The sequence below is a fragment of the Streptomyces luomodiensis genome (genome assembly GCF_031679605.1).
Classification (GTDB): Bacteria; Actinomycetota; Actinomycetes; order Streptomycetales; family Streptomycetaceae; genus Streptomyces; species Streptomyces luomodiensis.
In genome coordinates this window covers 7,528,342-7,546,248 of record NZ_CP117522.1, presented here as the reverse complement: position 1 = coordinate 7,546,248, position 17,907 = coordinate 7,528,342, and the positions used below count along the sequence as shown (strand labels likewise).

Below are 17,907 nucleotides of genomic sequence, written 5' to 3'. Positions count from 1 at the left end.
CCGGTGGGGTGAGAGGATCGGTTGGACGGCCCGAGGGACGGAGGCGGGAGATGTCGGTGGAGATCACCTGGTGGGGGCACGCCACCGCGACCGTGCGGGACTCCGGGGTGCGGGTGCTGACCGATCCGCTCTTCGTACGGCGCCTGGCCCATCTGCGGCGGCGCCGGGGCCCGGTACCGCCGGCCGCCGCGGCGGTGGCCGACGTGGCCCTGGTCTCCCATCTGCACGCCGACCATCTGCACCTCGGCTCGCTGGCCAAGCTGGCGCCCGGCACCCAGCTGGTGGTGCCGCGCGGGGCCGGGCGTGCCGTGCCCGGACTGCGGCGGGTGGTGGCGGCGCGCGGGCTGCGGGTGACGGAGATGGCCCCGGGGGATGTGTGCACGGTCGGCGAGGTGCGCATCCGGGCCGTACCGGCCGCGCACGACGGACGGCGGCTGCCGTACGGGCCGAGCCGGGTGCCCGCGCTGGGCTATGTGCTGAGCGGCGAGTCGACCACGTACTTCGCCGGGGACACCGGGCTGTTCGACCGGATGGCGGAGGCGGTGGGCCCGTGCGAGGTGGCGCTGCTGCCGGTGGGCGGCTGGGGGCCGTACCTCGGCCACGGCCATCTCGACCCGGGCCGCGCGGCACAGGCGCTGGCGCGGCTGGGGGCGCGCTGCGCGGTGCCGGTGCACTACGGGACGTACTGGCCGATCGGGATGGACGCGATCCGGCCGCATGAATTCCACGCCCCGGGCGACGACTTCGTACGCCACGCCGGGCGGCTGGCCCCCGACGCGGTGGTGCACCGGCTGGGGCACGGGGAGTGCGTTCGGCTGGAGCCCGCCAGGTGATGGGGGCTTTGGCGGGCTTGGCGGATTTGGCGAACGTGGCGGATTTGGCGCGCAGTGTGCCGTCCGAGTCGACCCAGCAGGCGGTGGGGTATCCCTCGCTGTTCCTGCTGGTGGTGCTCGGCTCGCTGGTGCCGGTGGTGCCCACCGGGGCGGTGGTCTCCTCGGCGGCGGTGGTCGCCATCCACCAGACCGCTCCCCCGCTGTCGCTGCTGGTGGTCTTCGCGGTGGCCGCGCTGGCGGCCTTCTGCGGGGACGTGATGCTGTACTGGCTCGGGCGGCGCGGAGTGCGCTCGAAGAACGGCTCGCGGTGGCTGGAGCGGATTCACGACCACGCGGCGCCGGAGCGGCTGGACCAGGCGCGGGACCGGCTGAACGAGCACGGGGTGGCGGTCCTGGTGCTGTCCCGGCTGATCCCGGCGGGGCGGATACCGGTGATGCTGGCCTGTCTGCTGGCGCGCTGGCCACTGCGCAGGTTCGCGCGCGGTGCCGGGCCCGCGGCGCTGGCCTGGGCGGTGACGTATCAGCTGATCGGAATCCTGGGCGGCTCGCTCTTCCCCGAGCCGTGGGAGGGGGTGGCGGCGGCCGTGGTGCTGACGGTGGTGATCAGCACGGCCCCCGGACTGTGGCGGCGGCTGCGCCGCCGCACCACCGGCGACGCCCACAGCGAGGCCCCAGGCTGACCCCGCCGCCGGGACGGGAGCCCTGCTGCCCCCGCCCCGACCATGTCACCGGCCTCCGCCCCCCAGCCGACCCGACCGACCCGTCGTGGCCCGACCGGCCCGGCCGACGCAGCCGACGCGGCCAACCCGGCTGGCCCAACCAACCCGGCTGCCCCAGCCGACCCATCGTGGCCCGGCCAACTCGGCTAGCCCGTCTGGCCCCGGTGGCCCGGCTGGCCCGACCAACCCGACCGACCGACCCGCGTGGCCCGGCCAGCCCGACCGGCCAACCCGACTGGCCCGGCTGGGCCGACCCGACCGACCAACCCGGCTGGCGCGACTGACCCGGCTGGCCCCTGTGGCCCCGGCCCGACACCCAACACGGCTCCCCCGCAGGGACGGAGGGCCGCGGGGCCCGGTCACGTGCCGGGTCGGTGGCCGCGGCAGCGCTCCCGCGGGGGCGGCGGGGCCGGGGAAACGGAGGCGCGGGGCCGGGGGACGGGGGTCAGGGGGTGAGGTTCAGTACTTCTCGCAGGGTCCGCGTCAACGCCGCTTCCGGGTCCGGCACCGAGCGTTCCGCGCGCCAGGCGACGAAGCCGTCGGGGCGGACGAGGACCGCTCCGTCGGGGGCGGTGCCGTGGAGTTCGGCCCAGTCCGCGCCCGGTTCGGGGGCGAGTTCGTGGTCCGGTCCTTCGCCCACCCGGTAGCAGTCCAGCGGCACCCCGAGGGCGTCGGCGGCGCGGTGGCCCGCCTCGTACCAGGAGGCACCGCCCGGCCCGGTGAGCAGCACACAGGTGCGCTCGTACAGATCGAGGGTGGACAGCCGCACACCGCAGCGGTGGACCCACATATGGGGGGCGCGGTTGCCGGGTTCGGCCGAGACCCTGAAGCGTTCGGGCACGCAGGGGGCGGTGGGGTCGGTGCCGACGACCGCGCCCCGCACATAGCGGTAGCCCATGGCGACGGCCATGACATTGCTCTGCGGGCCCTCGGTGGCCGGTGCCGAGTAGCCGGGGTGGCTGTGCTCGGCCGAACGGGCGGCGGCGCGGGCGCTGGTGGCCTGGGCGACCGGCCGCCGCTCCGTGCCGTAGGTCTCCAGCAGGCCGGGGCCGGCCCAGCCGCCGAGCACGGCGGCGATCTTCCACGCCAGGTTGTGGGCGTCCTGGATACCGGTGTTGGAGCCGAAGGCGCCGGTGGGGGACATCTCGTGCGCGGAGTCCCCGGCGAGGAAGACCCGGCCGTCGGAGTACTGGTCCGCCACTCGCTCGGCGGCATGCCAGGGCGCCTTTCCGGTGACCTCGACCTCCAGGTCGGGCATGCCGACGGCGGTGCGGATGTGCTGGGCGCAGCGCTCGTCGGTGAACGCCTCCAGCGGCTCGCCGTGCTCGGGGTGCCAGGGGGCGTGGAAGACCCACTGCTCCTGGTTGTCGACGGGCAGCAGGGCCCCGTCGGCCTCCGGGTTGGTGAGGTAGCAGGCGATGAAGTGGCGGTCCCCGACCGCGTCCGCGAGCCGCTTGGCGCGGAAGGTGATGGACACGTTGTGGAAGAGCTCGCCGCGTCCGCTCTGCCCGATGCCGAGCGCCCGGCGCACCGGGCTGCGCGGGCCGTCGGCGGCGATGAGGTAGTCGGCGCGGACCGTGGAGCGCCGCTCGGACCTGCGGTCCAGGAGCACGGCGGTGACCCCGTCCGCGTCCTGCTCGAAGGAGATCAGCTCGGTGGAGAACCGCACCTCGCCACCGAGTCCCCGGGTGGCGCCCAGCAGCACCGGCTCCAGGTCGTTCTGGCTGCACAGGCACCATCCGGAGGGGCTGATCCGGGCGGCTCTGCCGTCCGGGTCCAGTTCCCGGAAGAGCCAGTTGCCCTCCGTACCGGTGAGGGACGGCGTCTGGAGGATTCCGTGGTTGTCGGCCAGGACGGACGCGGCCTCGCGGATCGCGGGCTCCACTCCGGCGGTGCGGAACAGCTCCATCGTGCGAATGTTGTTCCCCCGTCCGCGCGGGTGGTGCGAGGTGCGCGGGTGTTTCTCGACCAGCAGATGACCGATCCCCAGTCGGCCCAGGAACAGTGAGGCGGACAGGCCCACCAGGGAGCCGCCCGCGATGAGGACGGGCACACGCTCAGCATTGTCGGGAAGACGGTTCATTGTGCTGCTATGCCCGGTGCTTCCGGGCCCTTCCGATGCGCCGACCAGGCGTTCGCTCGGATGGCTCACATATCTCGCGCCATTGGTGGGAGCACTCCACGATCGTCTAACGGGCGGGTGTCCTCGATGCCCGGAAGGACCCGCCCGCGAGATAAGGAGTGGAATATGAGCACCCTGTCCGAGATGCCGGATGCCACGGCGGATCAGACACCGACGACCGTGGAATCCGCTCTCACCGACACCAGGTTGCGCGTCGTGTTGCTGGTGCAGGTCAACAGCGGTGCCGAGCAGCGCTTTCTGCGTGCCTACGATCAGCTGTCGCAGCAGGTGGCCGCGGTACCCGGGCACATCAGCGACCAGCTGTGCCAGTCGATCGAGAACCCCTCGCAATGGCTGATCACCAGCGAGTGGGAAAGCGCCCCTCCGTTCCTGGCCTGGGTGGACAGCCCCGCGCACCGGGAGATGGTCAAGCCCTTCCACGGATGTGTGGAGGACACCCGCTCGCTGCGGTTCAGCATCCTGCGGGAGACGCTGACCGCCGGATCGGCGCCGGTCGATGTCACCACCCGTGGGGTGGAGGCCGCGCTGCGGGTCGGCGACGGGCTGGTCCGGCAGGCGCTCACCTTCACGGTGCAGCCCGGCAGCGAGGACGCCGTCGCCAAGCTCCTCGCCGATTACGCCTCGCCCCAGGCGCGGGTCGACGAGACCACCGAGCTGGTGCGCACCTCCGTGTTCATGGGGGGCAACCGTGTGGTGCGGGCGGTGGAGATCAAGGGGGATCTGACCGCGGCGCTGCGGTTCGTGGCCCGGCAGCCGGAGATCAGGGCGGTCGAGGAGGCCATCAACCCGTATCTGGAGGAGGACCGCAACCTCGACGACCCCGCCTCGGCACGGGAGTTCTTCGCCCGCGCCTCCCTCCCGGTGGTCCACCACATGACGGCCGCCGGGCCGCGCCCCACCGAGGACGTCCACCGGCACGCCCTGCTCTACCCGGTCAAGGCCGGCTGCGGACCCGCGGTGGCCAGCTTGCTGGCGCGCCAGGACGAGCTGGCGGTGAACCGGGAGGTGGCCGCGGAGCAGTCCGCCAGGACCCTGCTGAGCAGCACCATCTTCCAGCGTGACGACATCGTGGTCCGGCTGGTGGATCTGAATGTGCCGCTGGACCGGAACCCCGCCATGGCGGCCGGTGTCAGCGGACGGCGGGCGGCCGCCGTGCTGGGCCGGTTGCTCGACCTCGGGGCGGAGGGGGCGGCGATCGACCTGTCCGTGGACGACGGGCTGCGCCGCTTCCTCGCCGACTGCGACATGACCCCGGTCACCGACCGCCGAGCGGCGGACCACTGACGTCCCGTCCCGTCCCGTTCCGTCCCGTCCACCCCTCGCCCTTCGCCCTCGCCCCTCGCCCCGCTTCCCCGCCGCTTCTCCCGCTTCCCCCGTTTTCCACCCCGTGGCGCGGACCGCGCGACGCTACCTGGAGGAACTCATCATGACCACGCAGTCCCCTCACATCGTCGACCTCGCCGCGGTCGCCCCCAACCGCCGACGCGGTGGTGACGTGCGCGCCATGCTCACCCCGAGCCTGGCGGGTGCCACGAGCGGCTTCATGGGGATGGCCATCGTGGGACCCGGTGAACGGGTCGCCGAGCACTACCACCCGTACTCCGAGGAGTTCGTGTACCTCGTGTGCGGCGAGGTGGAGGTGGACCTGGACGGCACGGCGCATCCGCTCCGCCCCGACCAGGCGATCCTGATCCCCATCAACATGCGGCACCGGTTCCGCAACGTGGGGGACACCGAGGCCCGGATGGTCTTCCACCTCGGGCCCCTGGCGCCGCGCCCCGAGCTCGGTCACGTGGACACGGAGGCCGCCGAACCCGCCGAGGCGGCGTCGTGACCCGACGAGTGGTGGTCACCGGGCTCGGCATCGTCGCCCCCGGGGGCTTGGGCGTTCCGGCGTTCTGGGACATGCTCACCGCGGGCCGTACGGCCACCCGCAACATCACCCTCTTCGACGCGGAGCGGTTCCGCTCCCGGATCGCCGCCGAATGCGACTTCGACCCGGTGGCCTGCGGTCTGAGCTTCGAGCAGATCGAACGCTCCGACCGCTATGTGCAGTTCGCCCTGGTGGCGGCGCAGGAGGCGGTCCGGGACTCGGGTCTCGACCTCCAGGCGATCAACCCCTGGCGGATAGGGGTTTCGCTGGGCAGCGCGGTCGCCGCGTCCACCCGGCTGGAGCAGGACTACGTCAAGGTCAGCGACGCCGGTGAGCACTGGGACGTGGACCACCGCAAGGCCGGTCCGCATCTCCAGCACGCGTTCTCACCGAGCGCGCTGTCCTCCGGAGTGGCGGAGCTGACCGGGGCGCAGGGCCCGGTGCAGTCCGTCTCCACCGGCTGCACCTCCGGTCTGGACGCGATCGGTTACGCCTTCCAGGCGATCGAGGAGCGGCGGGCCGATGTGTGCATCGCCGGGGCCGCGGACTCGCCGATCACCCCGCTGACGGTGGCCTGCTTCGACTCGATCAAGGCCACCTCGGCGAACAACGACAACGCGGCCACCGCCTCCCGGCCGTTCGACGCCCACCGGGACGGTTTCGTCCTCGGTGAGGGCGCCGCCGTGCTGGTGCTGGAGGAGCTGGAGCACGCGCGGGCCCGGGGGGCGCGGGCCTACTGCGAGTTCCGGGGGTTCGCCACCTATGGCAACGCGTACCACATGACCGGTCTGACCCGGGAGGGGCTGGAGATGTCCGAGGCGATCGACCACGCCCTCGGCCACGCCCGCGTCAACAGCTCCGACGTGGACTACGTCAACGCGCACGGCTCGGGCACCAAGCAGAACGACCGGCACGAGACGGCGGCGGTGAAACGGTCCCTGGGCGAGCACGCGTACCGGACCCCCATGAGCTCGATCAAGTCCATGGTGGGCCACTCGCTGGGGGCGATCGGCGCCATCGAGGTGGTCGCCTGCGCCCTGGCCCTCGCCCATGGCGTGGTGCCGCCGACGGCCAACTACGAGACCCCCGACCCCGAATGCGATCTCGACTACGTCCCGCGCACCGCCCGCGCCCTCCCGCTGCGCCATGTGCTGTCGGTGGGCAGCGGGTTCGGCGGCTTCCAGTCGGCGGTGGTGCTGAGCCGGGCGGACGGGAGGGTGGCATGAACGCCGCGATGAACACCCGGAACCGGGGTGCGGCCGTGACGGGCATCGGTGTGATCGCCCCGAACGGGGTGGGCACCGATGCCTTCTGGAAGGCGACCCGGGAGGGGATCACCTTCCTGGACCGGCTCTCCCGTGAGGGCAGTGAGCACTTCCCGGTCCGGATCGCGGGCCAGGTCCGCGGCTTCGATCCGGCTTCGATGATCGAGGAGCGGTTCCTGGTCCAGACCGACCGCTTCACCCACTTCGCGATGGCCTCGGCCGATCTCGCACTGGAGGACGCCCGGCTGCCGGTGGACGACATGTCGCCATTCGCCGTGGGCGTGGTGACCGCCGCCGGTTCCGGAGGTGGTGAGTTCGGCCAGCGCGAGCTCCAGCAGCTGTACGGCAAGGGGCCGCGCCATGTGGGCCCGTACCAGTCCATCGCGTGGTTCTACGCGGCCAGCACCGGCCAGGTCTCCATCCGGGGCGGGTTCAAGGGACCCTGCGGGGTGGTGGCCAACGACGAGGCCGGCGGTCTGGACGCGCTCGCGCACGCCCGCCGGTCCATCCGGCGGGGGGCGGACGCGATGGTCGCGGGCGCGTCCGAGGCGTCGCTGGCGCCGTACTCCGTCGTCTGCATGCTCGGGTGGGACGAGGTGAGCCGGGCCCGTGACGCGGGCCGGGCCTATCTGCCGTTCACCGAGGACGCCTGCGGATTCGCGCCCGGGGAGGGCGGGGCGATGCTGGTGGTGGAGGAGGAGGGGGCCGCCCGGCGTCGCGGGGTGCGCATCCGGGGCTTCATCGCCGGCTACGGCTCGACCTTCACCGGGGCGTCCCGGTGGGAGCGGTCCCGGGAGGGGCTGGCCCAGGCCATCCGGGTCGCCCTGGAGGACGCGGAGTGCGCGCCCGAGGAGATCGACGTGGTGTTCGCCGACGCGCTGGGGGTGCCCGAGGCGGACCGCGCCGAGGCGCTGGCGATCGCCGACGCCCTGGGGCCGCACGGCACCCGGGTCCCGGTGACCGCGCCGAAGGCCGGCTTCGGCCGGGTGCACTGCGCGGCCCCCACGCTGGACGTGGTGGCCGCGGTGCTCTCCATGGAGCACCGGGTGGTGCCCCCGACCCCGTACGTCACCGACGTCTGCCATGACCTCGACCTCGTCACCCGCAGCTCCCGACCCGCCGAACTGCGGACGGCGCTGGTGCTCAGCCGAGGGCTCATGGGATGCAACGCGGCGCTCGTGCTCCGCGGACCGGAAGGAGATTACTGATGCCCAGCCAACTGTCCTACGCCGAACTGGCCACGCTGATGAAGCGGTGCGCGGGGCTCACCGTCGACCCGGACACGATGCGGGACCGGCCGGACTCCACTTTCGAGGAGTACGGCCTGGACTCGCTCGGTCTGCTCGCCATCGTCGGCGAGCTGGAGAACCGGTACGGCACCCCGATCGAACCGGGTGCCGAAAGCTGCAAGACCCCCGGTGACTTCCTCGAGGTCATCAACACCTCACTTACCTCAGGAGCATGAAGATGGCAGGCCACACCGACAACGAGGTCATGATCAAGGCGCCGTTCGACCTCGTCTGGGACATGACCAACGACCTCGAGAACTGGCCGCAGCTGTTCAGCGAGTACGCCTCGGTCGAGGTGCTCCAGCGGAACGGGGACACCACCACCTTCCGCCTCACCATGCACCCCGACGAGAACGGCAAGGTCTGGAGCTGGGTGTCCGAGCGGGAGACGGCCCGCGATGTGCGCACGGTCTGGGCACGCCGCGTCGAGCCCGGCCCCTTCGCCTACATGAACATCCGCTGGGAGTACGAGGAGGAGTCCGACGGCACCCGCATGCGCTGGACCCAGGACTTCGAAATGCGGCCCGACGCACCGGTGGACGACCCCACGATGGCGGACCACATCAATCGCAATTCCCGCATTCAGATGGATCTGATCCGGGAGAAAATCGAGCAGCGGGCCCGCGAAACGGTGGGGGCATGAGCATGTACCGCACCATGATCGTCGCCAAGATGCAACGGGACGCCGGCCCCAAAGTGGCCGAAATCTTCGCGGAATCGGACCGCGGTGAACTGCCCAAGCTGATCGGCGTCACCGGCCGCAGCCTGTTCCAGTTCGGCGATGTCTATCTGCATCTGATCGAGGCCGAGCGGCCGCCGGCCGACGAGGTCATGAAGTACGCCAAGCACCCGGCATTCCGCGACGTCAGCGCGCGGCTCCAGCCGTATATGCAGGCGTACGACCCGGCGACCTGGCGTGAGCCCAAGGACGCCATGGCGCATGAGTTCTACCGCTGGGATCGCGATCCGGGCTGATGCGGAGCACACCGGACCCGGGCGCCATATCCACCCGGAAACCGCCGGGTTCATGGTGCCGCCGAACCGAATCGCCCGCACCCCGGGGCCGCTGAGGGAGTTTCCACTCCCCCGGCGGCCCCTTTTCGTACGCGCACTCGGATTTCCGTTTCAGCGGGCGCACTGGGCACACTACTGGGCTCATCGGATGGATATCCGCCGAGCCGGTGACACGGCATCAGCCCGTTCGCGCGGCGAATGAGTGATCATTGCGCTTATCTCCACCCAGAGGGCTTACAACCCGGCAGATAGCGGGCCGTGCCGAGTGGCAGGGGGCGTCCTCTTCGCTGACGGTGGATGAGACGCCGCTGCGATCCCTTTATCTGGCAAATAGTCAGTATCGCGACGGCGCCGGAAGGAATGACTCATGCGATCTACTCGCGCACTCTTCACCGGGGCGGCGATCGCCGCCACCCTGACCCTGGGCGCCCCCGCCGCCGCGTTCGCCGCCGACGTCTCGGACCCGGGCGGTCACGGTGGGTACTCGAGCAGCCAGGAGTCCTCCGAGGACGGCTACGGCCAGGGCGGCAGCTCCTGGAAGGACAAGGACCGGGAAGAGCACGGCAAGGAAGAGCAGGGCAAGGAAGAGCACGGCAAGGAAGAGCAGGGCAAGGAAGAGCACGGCAAGGAGGAGCCGCGCAAGGAGGAGCACGAGAGCGACTGGTCCGGCCGGGACAAGGACGAGGACGAGCGCGACTGGTCCGGCCACGGCAAGGAGGAGCGCGAGCACGAGTGGTCCGGCAAGAAGGACGACCACGAGTGGTCCGGCGGCTCGTGGAAGGACCACGAGAAGGGCGAGAAGCCGCGTGGTGGCGTCCACACCGGTGGTGGCGGCATGGCCACCACGGGCAGCGGCATGGCCGCCGGGTCGGTCCTGCTCCTCGGTGGCCTGGGCGCGGGCGCCTACGCCCTGCGCCGCCGCAAGCCGACCGGCACCGCGATCTGAGCCTGACGCTTTCGTAATTTCCTGCCGCCGTGGCACGACCGCTCAGCGGTGGTGCCACGGCGGCGCCACGAGCGCTGGGAGAAAAGCGCTGTGAGAAAGGCGAACACCCCTATGGGAAAGCCGGCCAAACAGGGCGCTGCCGACAGCAACACCCGCACTCTCCGCTGGGCCGCCGCGTCGGCCCTCATCGGCGTCTTCCTCATCTACAACTCCGTCGACGCCGCCTCCCAGAACACCTCGGCGACACCGGCTGGACCCACGGCCGGCGTCTCCACGTCCCCCACGTCCCCCACGTCCATCTCCACACCGGAGAACGACACCTCGCTCGAGGAAGAATCCCCGGACGCCTCCACGGAGTCCTCGGCCGCCCCCGAGTCCCGGCCCGGACCGGCGCTGCCGCGCTCCCCCGCGGTCCAGCTGGACATCCCCTCGATCGGGGTGAGCGCGCCGTTCGTGCCGCTGTCGCTGGACGCCCAGGGCGTGCTGGTCCCGCCTCCGGACACCGAGCAGAACCTGGTGGGCTGGTTCGAGGGCGGCCCCTCACCCGGTGAGCGCGGCAACTCCATCGTGGCCGGGCACGTGGACACCAAGACCGGTCCCGCGGTGTTCTACAACCTCAGCCAGCTCAAGCCCAAGAGCAAGCTGACCATCACCCGCGAGGACGGGATCATCGCGACCTTCGTCGTCGACAGGATCAAGACCTTCGAGAAGGACGCGTTCCCGGACCGCGAGGTGTACGGGGACACCCCCAACGCCCAGCTGCGGCTGATCACCTGCGGCGGCGCCTATGACCACACGGTCAACGACTACACGGCCAATGTGGTGGCGTTCGCGCACCTCGCCTCGTACCGCTACGCCTGACACACCGCGGTGCCCGCGTCGTCGAGGAAGGACGACGCGGGCACCGTGGCGTTCGTACCCGCTAGCGGCGGGCCGTGGCGGACACCGTGGAGTCGAAGGCGTGCAGAGCGCCGTTGACGGGCCGGATGTCGGTCACGTTCAGACCGGCCTCGGTCATCCGCGCCACCATGCTGTCCTCGGTGTGCTTCCGGCCGCCCACATTGAGCAGCAGGAACAGGTCCATCGCGGTGGTGAAGGAGGAGAGGCTGTTGTCGACGAGATTCTCGATGACGACCACCCTCGCGCCGGGCCGGGCCGCCGCGACCACGTTGGCGAGCGTCCGGCGGGTGCTCTCGTCGTCCCATTCGAGGATGTTCTTGATGATGTACAGGTCCGCCTCGACGGGGACCTCACGACGGCAGTCGCCGGGCACCAGCGTCGCCCGCGCGGCCAGTGGCCCGCCGTCCCGCAGCCGCGCGTCCGCGTGCGCCACCACCTGCGGCAGGTCCAGCAGCACGCCGTGCAGCGCCGGGTGCTTCTCCAGCAGGCCGGCCAGCACATGTCCCTGGCCGCCGCCGATGTCCACCACCTCCTTGACCCCGTCGAGGTCGAGGAAGGCGGCGACATCGGCGGCGGACTGCCGGCTGGAGGTGGTCATCGCCGCGTCGAACACCCGGGCCGACTCGGGCGCGTCCTCGTGGAGATACTCGAAGAAGCCCTTGCCGTAGATCTCGTTCACCACACAGCCGCCGGTGCGCACCGCACGCTCCAGCAGCGGCCACGCCTCCCAGGTCCACGGCTCGGTGCACCACAGGGCGATGTTCCGCAGGCTGCCCGGGGTGTCCTCGCGCAGCAGCCGGGACATCTCGGTGTGCCGGAACCGGCCGTCGTCGGTCTCGGCGAAGATCTGGCAGCAGGCCAGGGAGCGCAGCAGCCGGCGCAGCGGATCGGGCTCGACGTCCACGGCGGAGGCCAGTTCGCCGATGGTGGCGGGCCGCTCCCCCAGCGCGTCGGCGATCCCCAGCCGGACCGCGGCGCGCACCGACGCCGCCCGTGCGGCGCCGAAGACGATCTCCCGCAGCTGCATGGCCGGCGGGAGCGCGGCCGGCGGGGGGTGACCGGCGGCCGCGGGGTCGGTGCTCTCTTGGGTGGTCATGTCGCCGCCTCTCAGCACCGGCCCGTGGGCTCGGACAGCTCGCACACGTTCTCGGTGAAGGTGTTGCCCTCGCCCTTGTCCCGGTCGGCCAGGTCGGCCGGCTTGTTGCCGCTCAGCACGTTCCGGCTGATGGCGTTCTGGGCGTTGGGGGCGCCGACCACGCTGGTGTAGAGCACGATCCCGCCGGACATGGGCGAGGTGCCCACGTTGTCGTGCACCTGGTTGGCCGTCACCCGGGCGCCCTCGGCGCCGGTGAGCACGATTCCGGCGCCCTGGATGAAGGGGAGCCGGTCGGTGGCCGCGCAGTAGGCGTTGTTCTCGGTGACGGCGTTGTAGCGCACGGTCAGGTCCCCGGCGCGCGGGGTCGATTCGTCGCCGACGATGAACACGCCGGCGCAGTTGCCGGTGATGGTGTTCCGCTCGACCGTGAGGTCGCGCAGCCGGCGGACCACCACACCGGACCGGTTGCCGCTGAGCTCGTTGGCGGCGACCACGGTGCCCAGGGCGTCGGTGGCGCCGCCCTCGGCGTCGATGGTGTTGGCCAGGAAGACACCGGACTGCCCGTTGTCCCGCGAGACGTTGTGGACGAAGGCGCCACGGGTGGACAGCTCCTGGCCCATGCCCTGCTGGCCGTTCTGCTCGGTGACGGTGTCCCGTACGGTCATCCGGTCGGTGCCGGACCCCCAGATGCCGTTCTTCGGGAAGCCGGTGACCTTCAGCGAGCTGATCCGTACATCCGAGACGGGCTGCTGGTCCGTCCCGGTGACGCAGATGCCGTGGCCGGCCGCGCCGCAGGCGTTGTCCGACGGCTGATCGGCCGGGGAGAGCACGGTGGCCTCCCCCGCGCCGTGCAGGGTCAGCCGGTCGGTGGTGATCTGGATGTTCTCCCGGTAGACGCCGGGCTGGATCTCGATGGTGTCGCCGGGCTCGGCGGCGTCCACGGCGGCCTGGATGGACTGGCCCGGCGCGACCACATGAACGGTCCCCGTCTGATCGACGGGGGCGGCGTGGGCTCCGGGGAGCTGGGCGAGTTCGATGACGAGGACGGCCGTGAGGCCCGCGAGGTGACGAAGTTTCGGTGTGCGCATGAAAAGGAAGTTAGGTGTGGACCGCACCATTCGCCACTTATGATCCATCTACCAGTTGTGCGCCGGATTACCCCACTTGGCCTCTGTGTTTGGGGCGGGGGACGCCGGGAAGGGCGCGGGGCGGGCGGGGCGGAGGGTTTACCAGGCAGGCAGGGCAGGCAGGGAGGGACGCACGCTGCAACCGGCGTTGCGGCTGCTTATTCGAGTTATTCGAGCACGCGGGAGCCTCCGACCGGCAGGTCCCACAGCTCCCCGCGCGGGCGACCGGTGGCCTCCCAAGCAGCGCGGATCCGGTGCAGCGGCTCCAGAGGCGGCTCGGCCGAGAGCAGGAAGGTCGACCAGTGCATGGGCGCCAGCACCCGCGCCCCCAGGTCCCGGTGCGCCCGTACGGCCTCCTCCGGATCGGTGTGCACCGCGCCGAGCATCCAGCGCGGCTCATAGGCGCCGATGGGCAACAGCGCCAGATCGATGCCCGGGTAACGGCGGCCGATCTGCTGGAACCAGTGGCCGTAGCCGGTGTCCCCGGCGAAGTACACCCGGTGCCCGCCGGGCGCGGTGATGACCCATCCGCCCCACAGCGAGCGGCAGGTGTCGGTGAGGGTGCGCTTGCTCCAGTGGTGGGCCGGGACGAAGTCGAAGCGGACCGGGCCGGTCTCACCGGGCAGTTCGGCCGCCTCCCACCAGTCCAGCTCGGTCACCCGGGTGAATCCGCGCACCCGGAACCAGTGAGCCAGCCCGGCGGGGACGAACACCGGCGTCGCCTTCGGCAGCCGTTTGACCGTGGGCGCGTCCAGATGGTCGTAGTGGTTGTGGCTGATGACGACGGCGTCGACACCCGGCAGATCCTCCCAGCGGACCCCCACCGGGGTGACCCGGGCCGGGGTGCCCAGAATCCGCCGGGACCAGACCGGATCGGTGAGCACGGTGAGCCCACCGGTCCGCACCACCCAACTGGCGTGCCCCGCCCAGATGACCGCGGTACGCCCGGCCCCGGTGAGCGGCAGCGGCCCCGGCTCGAAGGGCAGCTCGGGAATCTCCCGCAACGACTCCACCGGCGGCCGCAGCCGCCCCTCCCGAGCCAGCCGGGCAAGCGCCCGCACCCCCGGCAACGGGGCGGTGAGCCGATCGAGGAAAGACCGCGGCCAGCTACGGATCTCGCCCAACGGCCGCGGAACAGCCGGCTCAGGAACGGCCGGAACCAACAGGGACCGGGCGACGGCACCGGGCTGGGCGGTGTCGGGCCGAGCGGCGGCACCGGACCGGGCCGCATCGGACCGGGCACGACTCGGCTCAGCCGGTACGGCACCGGGCTGCGCGGCAGCACCGGGCTGGACGGCGTCGGGGCGGATGGCGGCATCGGACCGGGCCGCATCAGGCCGGGCGCGACTCGGCTCAGCCGATGCGGCACCGGGCTGCGCGGCAGCACCGGGCTGGACGGCGTCGGGGCGGATGGCGGCATCGGACCGGGCCGCATCAGGCCGGGCGCGACTCGGCTCAGCCGATGCGGCACTGGACTGAACGGCAGCACCGGGCTGAACGGCGTCGGACCGAGCGGCGGCACCGGACCGGGCCGCATCGGACCGGGCACGACTCGGCTCAGCCGATGCGGCACCGGACTGAACGGCAGCACCGGGCTGAACCGCGTCGGGCTGAACGGTGTCGGCCCGAGCGGCGGAATCGGACCGGGCCGCATCGGGCCGGGCGCGGCTCGGCTCAGCCGGTACGGCACCGGACTGCGCAGCAGCACCGGACTGAACGGTGTCGGACCGGGCGCGACTCGGCTCGCCCGGAGCGGCGTCAGGCCGGGCGGCACCGGGCTGAACGGTGTCGGGGCGGGTGGGGTTTGGCTCGGGCGGTGTGGCGCCGGGGCGGGGGCGGCTCCGTTCGGCCGGTTCGGGCGGCTCGGTCGGTTCGGCGTGATCGGTCATGGCCTGGCTCCCTTCCGTATCCGGGCCGGCCCTGCCGCGCCGGCGTGTCGTGAAGGTGGTGGTCCACGAAGGCTCAGGTCACCTCGGCATCCCCGATCAGATCGCGGAAGGCCGTCTCGAAGGCGGCCAACGCCATGGCCACATGGGGCAGTTCCAGCGGGTCCGGCGCCTGGAGCGCCCGCAGCCGCGGCTCCTCCGCCGCGCCGAGCAGCGGCAGGGTCGCCAGCCGGAGCCGCAGGGTGTGCGGGGGGTCGCCGAAGCGATGGCCTCCGGCCACGCTCCGGCCGATCCGCCGGGTCAGCTCGCGCTCCAGCTCCACCGAGTCGGTGATGCCCCGGGCGGCGAGCACCCCGCGCAGCTCGTCGAGGTCGGCGTAGAGGTGGCGGCCGGCCTGTGGCGGGCGGCACAGCGCCCCGACGGCGGTCAGCGTGCGATACGCCGCGGCGGCCACGGCCCCGTGTGCTCGGGCCGCGGCGGCCATCCGGTCCCGGACCGGTTCGGGCTCGCCGAGGGCGTACCCGGCGGCCGCGGCGACGGGCGCGGGCAGCCCGGACCGTACGGCGGTGAGCAGGGACAGCACCCGGCCGCGCAGCTCCACGCCGCGCTCGGTGGCCGGGAACCGGGCCATCGCGGCCGGCCAGCCCGCCGGGGTGAAGGCGCCCACCAGGTCGGAGAGCACGATCACATGCTCGGGGCTCATCTCGGCGGGGCTGAGCAGCACCGTGCCCCGCGGATGGTGGACGGTGTCCCGCCAGGTCTCATCGCTGACGATCAGCAGCTTCTCGGCCACCGCCGCCTCGCACACCTCGTGCAGCAGCTCGGGCGGGGGCACCGTGCCGGTGGGGTCGTCGGCCACGGACAGCAGCAGGATGCGGGGCACGCCGCCCTCGGCGCGGATTCTGCGCACGGTCTCCAGCAGCGCGAACGCATCGGGCAGCCCACCGCATTCGGCCGGGACGGGCGCGGGGTGGCCGCGCCGGCCCACCAGCCGCACCAGCGGTGCGTACCAGGCGGCGCAGGGACGGGGCAGCAGCACGTCGCCTCGGGAGGCCGAGGCGAGCAGCGCCAGCAGCAGCGGCTCGGCGCCGGGGGCGACCACCACGTGCTCCGGGTCGGTCCACAGCCCGCGCCGCGACCAGTAGCCGCAGGCGGCCGAGCGCAGCTCCGCGGAGCCGGCGACGGGCTCCGGCGCGGTGTGGCCGGCCGCCGCGACGAAGCTGTCGAGCAGCTCCGGGAGGACCGGCAGCCCGCCGTCGTCCCGGTCGGCCGGAGCCGGGGCGGTCCACTGCCGCTGCATTCGTCCACACCTCCGCCCTGTTCCCAGCGCGTCACGGTTGGCGTACGTCCACCTTCCGCCCGGTTCCGTCCACTCTTTCTCTCCGCTGTTCGCCGTCTGCTGTCCGCTGTCCGTCTTCTGTTCCTTCTGTCCCCTTTCTGTCCACCTTCGCAGATCCCCGGCTCCGTTTCGCGGAAGGACGGCCGGGGACCCGGGTGCCATGACAGCGACGCCGGAACAACACGATGTGGTGGACGTGCTCACCGCGGACCACCGCGCGGTGCGCGCCCTCTTCGAGGGGTACCGGACGGCCACCGAGCCCGAGCTGCGGCGGCAGCTGGTCGACCGGATCACGGTGGAGGTGGTGCGGCACTCCGTGGCCGAGGAGGCCCATCTGTACCCCACGGTCCGCAAGGCGCTGCCGAACGGCGACCGGATCGCCGACGAGGAGATCGAGGAGCTGACCGAGGCCGAGCGGATCCTGTCCGACCTGGACGCGGTGGACCCCCGGGACCGGCGGTTCGACCCGCTGGTCCGGGATCTGATGGACGTGGTGTCCATGCATATCCGCGGCGAGGAGGACCTGGTCTTCCCCGAGCTGCGGGAGCGGCTCACCCCCGAGGAGCGGATGGCGCTGGGCCTGCGCGTCAGCGAGGCGACGGCCGCGGCGCGGGGCGTGGCACCGGTCAGCGAACCGGTCAGGGAACCGATCAGCCCGGAAGGCCCTGGTCCGGGGCGGACGCTGGCCGACCGGGTCCGGGAGCAGCTGACCGGTCGAACGCGATGAGGTTCTTCTCCAGCGCGATGAGGTTCTTCTCCAGACCGCGGCCGCGGCTGCGCACCACGGTCTCGGCGAGTTCGGCGAGCTTGCGGTTGGACCGCTGGGAGATGCGGCGCAGCAGATCGAACGCCTGGTCCGCGTCGCAGCCCAGGACGTACATGACGATGCCGCACGCCTGGTCGACCACCGGCCGGCTGCGCAGCGCCGCGTCCAGCTGGTCCACCTGGGCGAGGGCGGCGCGGTAGAGCCGGTCCCGGGCCATGCTCTCGGTGGCCAGATCGCCGAGCAGCCCGGTGACGCCCTGGGCGGCCTTCTTCAGGGGGCCGGGGCGCAGTCCGTAGACCGAGACGGTCACGGTGAGCCCGTCGCAGGCGAACGGCAGGGAGGCGGTGGACCGTACGCCCGCGGCCAGCGCCCGTGCCCGGTAGCGCGGCCAGCGGTCGTCGTGGAGCAGGTCGTCGGCGCCCGCCGGGCGGCCGGTGTCGATCGCCGCGAGGATCGGGCCCTCGCCCGAGTTCAGCTGGACCGACACCAGCGCGGACAGATCGGGGTGGGTGGCAGCGGTGGTCGGGTCGGCGTCCGCGTCGCGGAGGGGGTCCTGGGCGAGCACGGCGGTGGCGGTGGCCCCACAGCTGTCCGGGGTGCCGGCGGCGGCCTGTTCCGCCAGCTCGGCCAGGCCGCGGCCGAGGGTCGGCGCGTCGGTCTGGCATATCGGGCGGCCGTGCGTGCGTCCGGGCATCGCCGAGTCCGGTCCTT

Annotated in this window: 18 protein-coding genes; 12 read left to right on the top strand and 6 right to left on the bottom strand. The window is 72.4% G+C overall.

Annotated elements, in window-relative coordinates; translation table 11 throughout:
• The first annotated feature begins 50 nt into the window (after positions 1-50).
• Complete coding sequence (locus tag PS467_RS31880; RefSeq protein WP_311038101.1) at positions 51-833, top strand: MBL fold metallo-hydrolase; 783 nt, start codon at positions 51-53, stop codon at positions 831-833.
• Complete coding sequence (locus tag PS467_RS31875; protein ID WP_311038100.1) at positions 833-1,513, top strand: DedA family protein; 681 nt, start codon at positions 833-835, stop codon at positions 1,511-1,513. The genes PS467_RS31880 and PS467_RS31875 overlap by 1 nt, the downstream gene beginning before the upstream one ends.
• Before the next feature lie 484 nt (positions 1,514-1,997).
• On the opposite strand, the gene PS467_RS31870 is transcribed toward PS467_RS31875, so the two are convergent.
• The gene (locus PS467_RS31870) at positions 1,998-3,635 is read right to left on the bottom strand and encodes an FAD-dependent oxidoreductase (protein ID WP_311038099.1); all 1,638 of its coding nucleotides are present in this window, start codon (positions 3,633-3,635) and stop codon (positions 1,998-2,000) included.
• 165 nt (positions 3,636-3,800) lie between these two features.
• Between PS467_RS31870 and PS467_RS31865 the strand changes: the two genes are divergently transcribed.
• From PS467_RS31865 to PS467_RS31825, 9 genes are all read left to right on the top strand, one after another.
• Positions 3,801-4,979, top strand: coding sequence for a SchA/CurD-like domain-containing protein (locus tag PS467_RS31865; protein WP_311038098.1), 1,179 nt, complete (start codon positions 3,801-3,803; stop codon positions 4,977-4,979).
• A 142-nt stretch (positions 4,980-5,121) separates the two neighbouring features.
• On the top strand, positions 5,122-5,529 hold the full coding sequence (locus tag PS467_RS31860; protein ID WP_268975133.1) for a cupin domain-containing protein: 408 nt from the start codon (positions 5,122-5,124) through the stop codon (positions 5,527-5,529).
• Positions 5,526-6,794 carry a beta-ketoacyl-[acyl-carrier-protein] synthase family protein gene (locus PS467_RS31855; protein ID WP_268975132.1) on the top strand — a complete coding sequence of 423 codons (1,269 nt, stop codon included), beginning with the start codon at positions 5,526-5,528 and terminating at the stop codon, positions 6,792-6,794. Before PS467_RS31860 ends, PS467_RS31855 begins: the two co-directional genes overlap by 4 nt.
• Positions 6,791-8,041, top strand: a complete 1,251-nt coding sequence (locus PS467_RS31850) for a ketosynthase chain-length factor (protein WP_311038097.1) — start codon at positions 6,791-6,793, stop codon at positions 8,039-8,041. The genes PS467_RS31855 and PS467_RS31850 overlap by 4 nt, the downstream gene beginning before the upstream one ends.
• Complete coding sequence (locus PS467_RS31845) at positions 8,041-8,298, top strand: acyl carrier protein (RefSeq protein ID WP_311038096.1); 258 nt, start codon at positions 8,041-8,043, stop codon at positions 8,296-8,298. The genes PS467_RS31850 and PS467_RS31845 overlap by 1 nt, the downstream gene beginning before the upstream one ends.
• Before the next feature lie 2 nt (positions 8,299-8,300).
• Positions 8,301-8,765 carry an SRPBCC family protein gene (locus tag PS467_RS31840; RefSeq protein ID WP_268975129.1) on the top strand — a complete coding sequence of 155 codons (465 nt, stop codon included), beginning with the start codon at positions 8,301-8,303 and terminating at the stop codon, positions 8,763-8,765.
• A 2-nt stretch (positions 8,766-8,767) separates the two neighbouring features.
• Positions 8,768-9,097: a TcmI family type II polyketide cyclase gene (locus PS467_RS31835; protein ID WP_311040020.1), complete on the top strand. Its 330-nt coding sequence runs from the start codon at positions 8,768-8,770 to the stop codon at positions 9,095-9,097.
• A 406-nt stretch (positions 9,098-9,503) separates the two neighbouring features.
• Positions 9,504-10,082 carry a hypothetical protein gene (locus PS467_RS31830; protein WP_311038095.1) on the top strand — a complete coding sequence of 193 codons (579 nt, stop codon included), beginning with the start codon at positions 9,504-9,506 and terminating at the stop codon, positions 10,080-10,082.
• A 111-nt stretch (positions 10,083-10,193) separates the two neighbouring features.
• On the top strand, positions 10,194-10,943 hold the full coding sequence (locus PS467_RS31825; RefSeq protein WP_311038094.1) for a class F sortase: 750 nt from the start codon (positions 10,194-10,196) through the stop codon (positions 10,941-10,943).
• A gap of 61 nt (positions 10,944-11,004) precedes the next feature.
• Here the strand turns inward: PS467_RS31825 and PS467_RS31820 are convergent, their stop codons facing one another.
• From PS467_RS31820 to PS467_RS31805, 4 genes are all read right to left on the bottom strand, one after another.
• Entirely contained in the window at positions 11,005-12,078 is a 1,074-nt protein-coding gene (locus tag PS467_RS31820; protein ID WP_311038093.1) for a methyltransferase, read from the bottom strand.
• Between the two features lie 11 nt (positions 12,079-12,089).
• Positions 12,090-13,166 (bottom strand): right-handed parallel beta-helix repeat-containing protein, encoded by a 1,077-nt coding sequence (locus tag PS467_RS31815; protein WP_311038092.1) that lies wholly within the window; start codon positions 13,164-13,166, stop codon positions 12,090-12,092.
• Between the two features lie 206 nt (positions 13,167-13,372).
• The gene (locus PS467_RS31810; RefSeq protein WP_311040019.1) at positions 13,373-14,371 is read right to left on the bottom strand and encodes an MBL fold metallo-hydrolase; all 999 of its coding nucleotides are present in this window, start codon (positions 14,369-14,371) and stop codon (positions 13,373-13,375) included.
• A 796-nt stretch (positions 14,372-15,167) separates the two neighbouring features.
• A complete protein-coding gene (locus PS467_RS31805) occupies positions 15,168-16,391 on the bottom strand; it encodes an aminotransferase class I/II-fold pyridoxal phosphate-dependent enzyme (protein WP_311038091.1) in 1,224 nt (407 codons plus the stop codon).
• A gap of 199 nt (positions 16,392-16,590) precedes the next feature.
• Here PS467_RS31805 and PS467_RS31800 point away from each other — a divergent pair, with 199 nt between their 5' ends.
• Positions 16,591-17,157, top strand: a complete 567-nt coding sequence (locus PS467_RS31800) for a hemerythrin domain-containing protein (protein WP_311038090.1) — start codon at positions 16,591-16,593, stop codon at positions 17,155-17,157.
• Here PS467_RS31800 and PS467_RS31795 read toward each other — a convergent pair.
• Positions 17,081-17,890 (bottom strand): ANTAR domain-containing response regulator, encoded by an 810-nt coding sequence (locus tag PS467_RS31795; protein ID WP_311038089.1) that lies wholly within the window; start codon positions 17,888-17,890, stop codon positions 17,081-17,083. The genes PS467_RS31800 and PS467_RS31795 overlap by 77 nt on opposite strands.
• Positions 17,891-17,907: the final 17 nt, after the last annotated feature.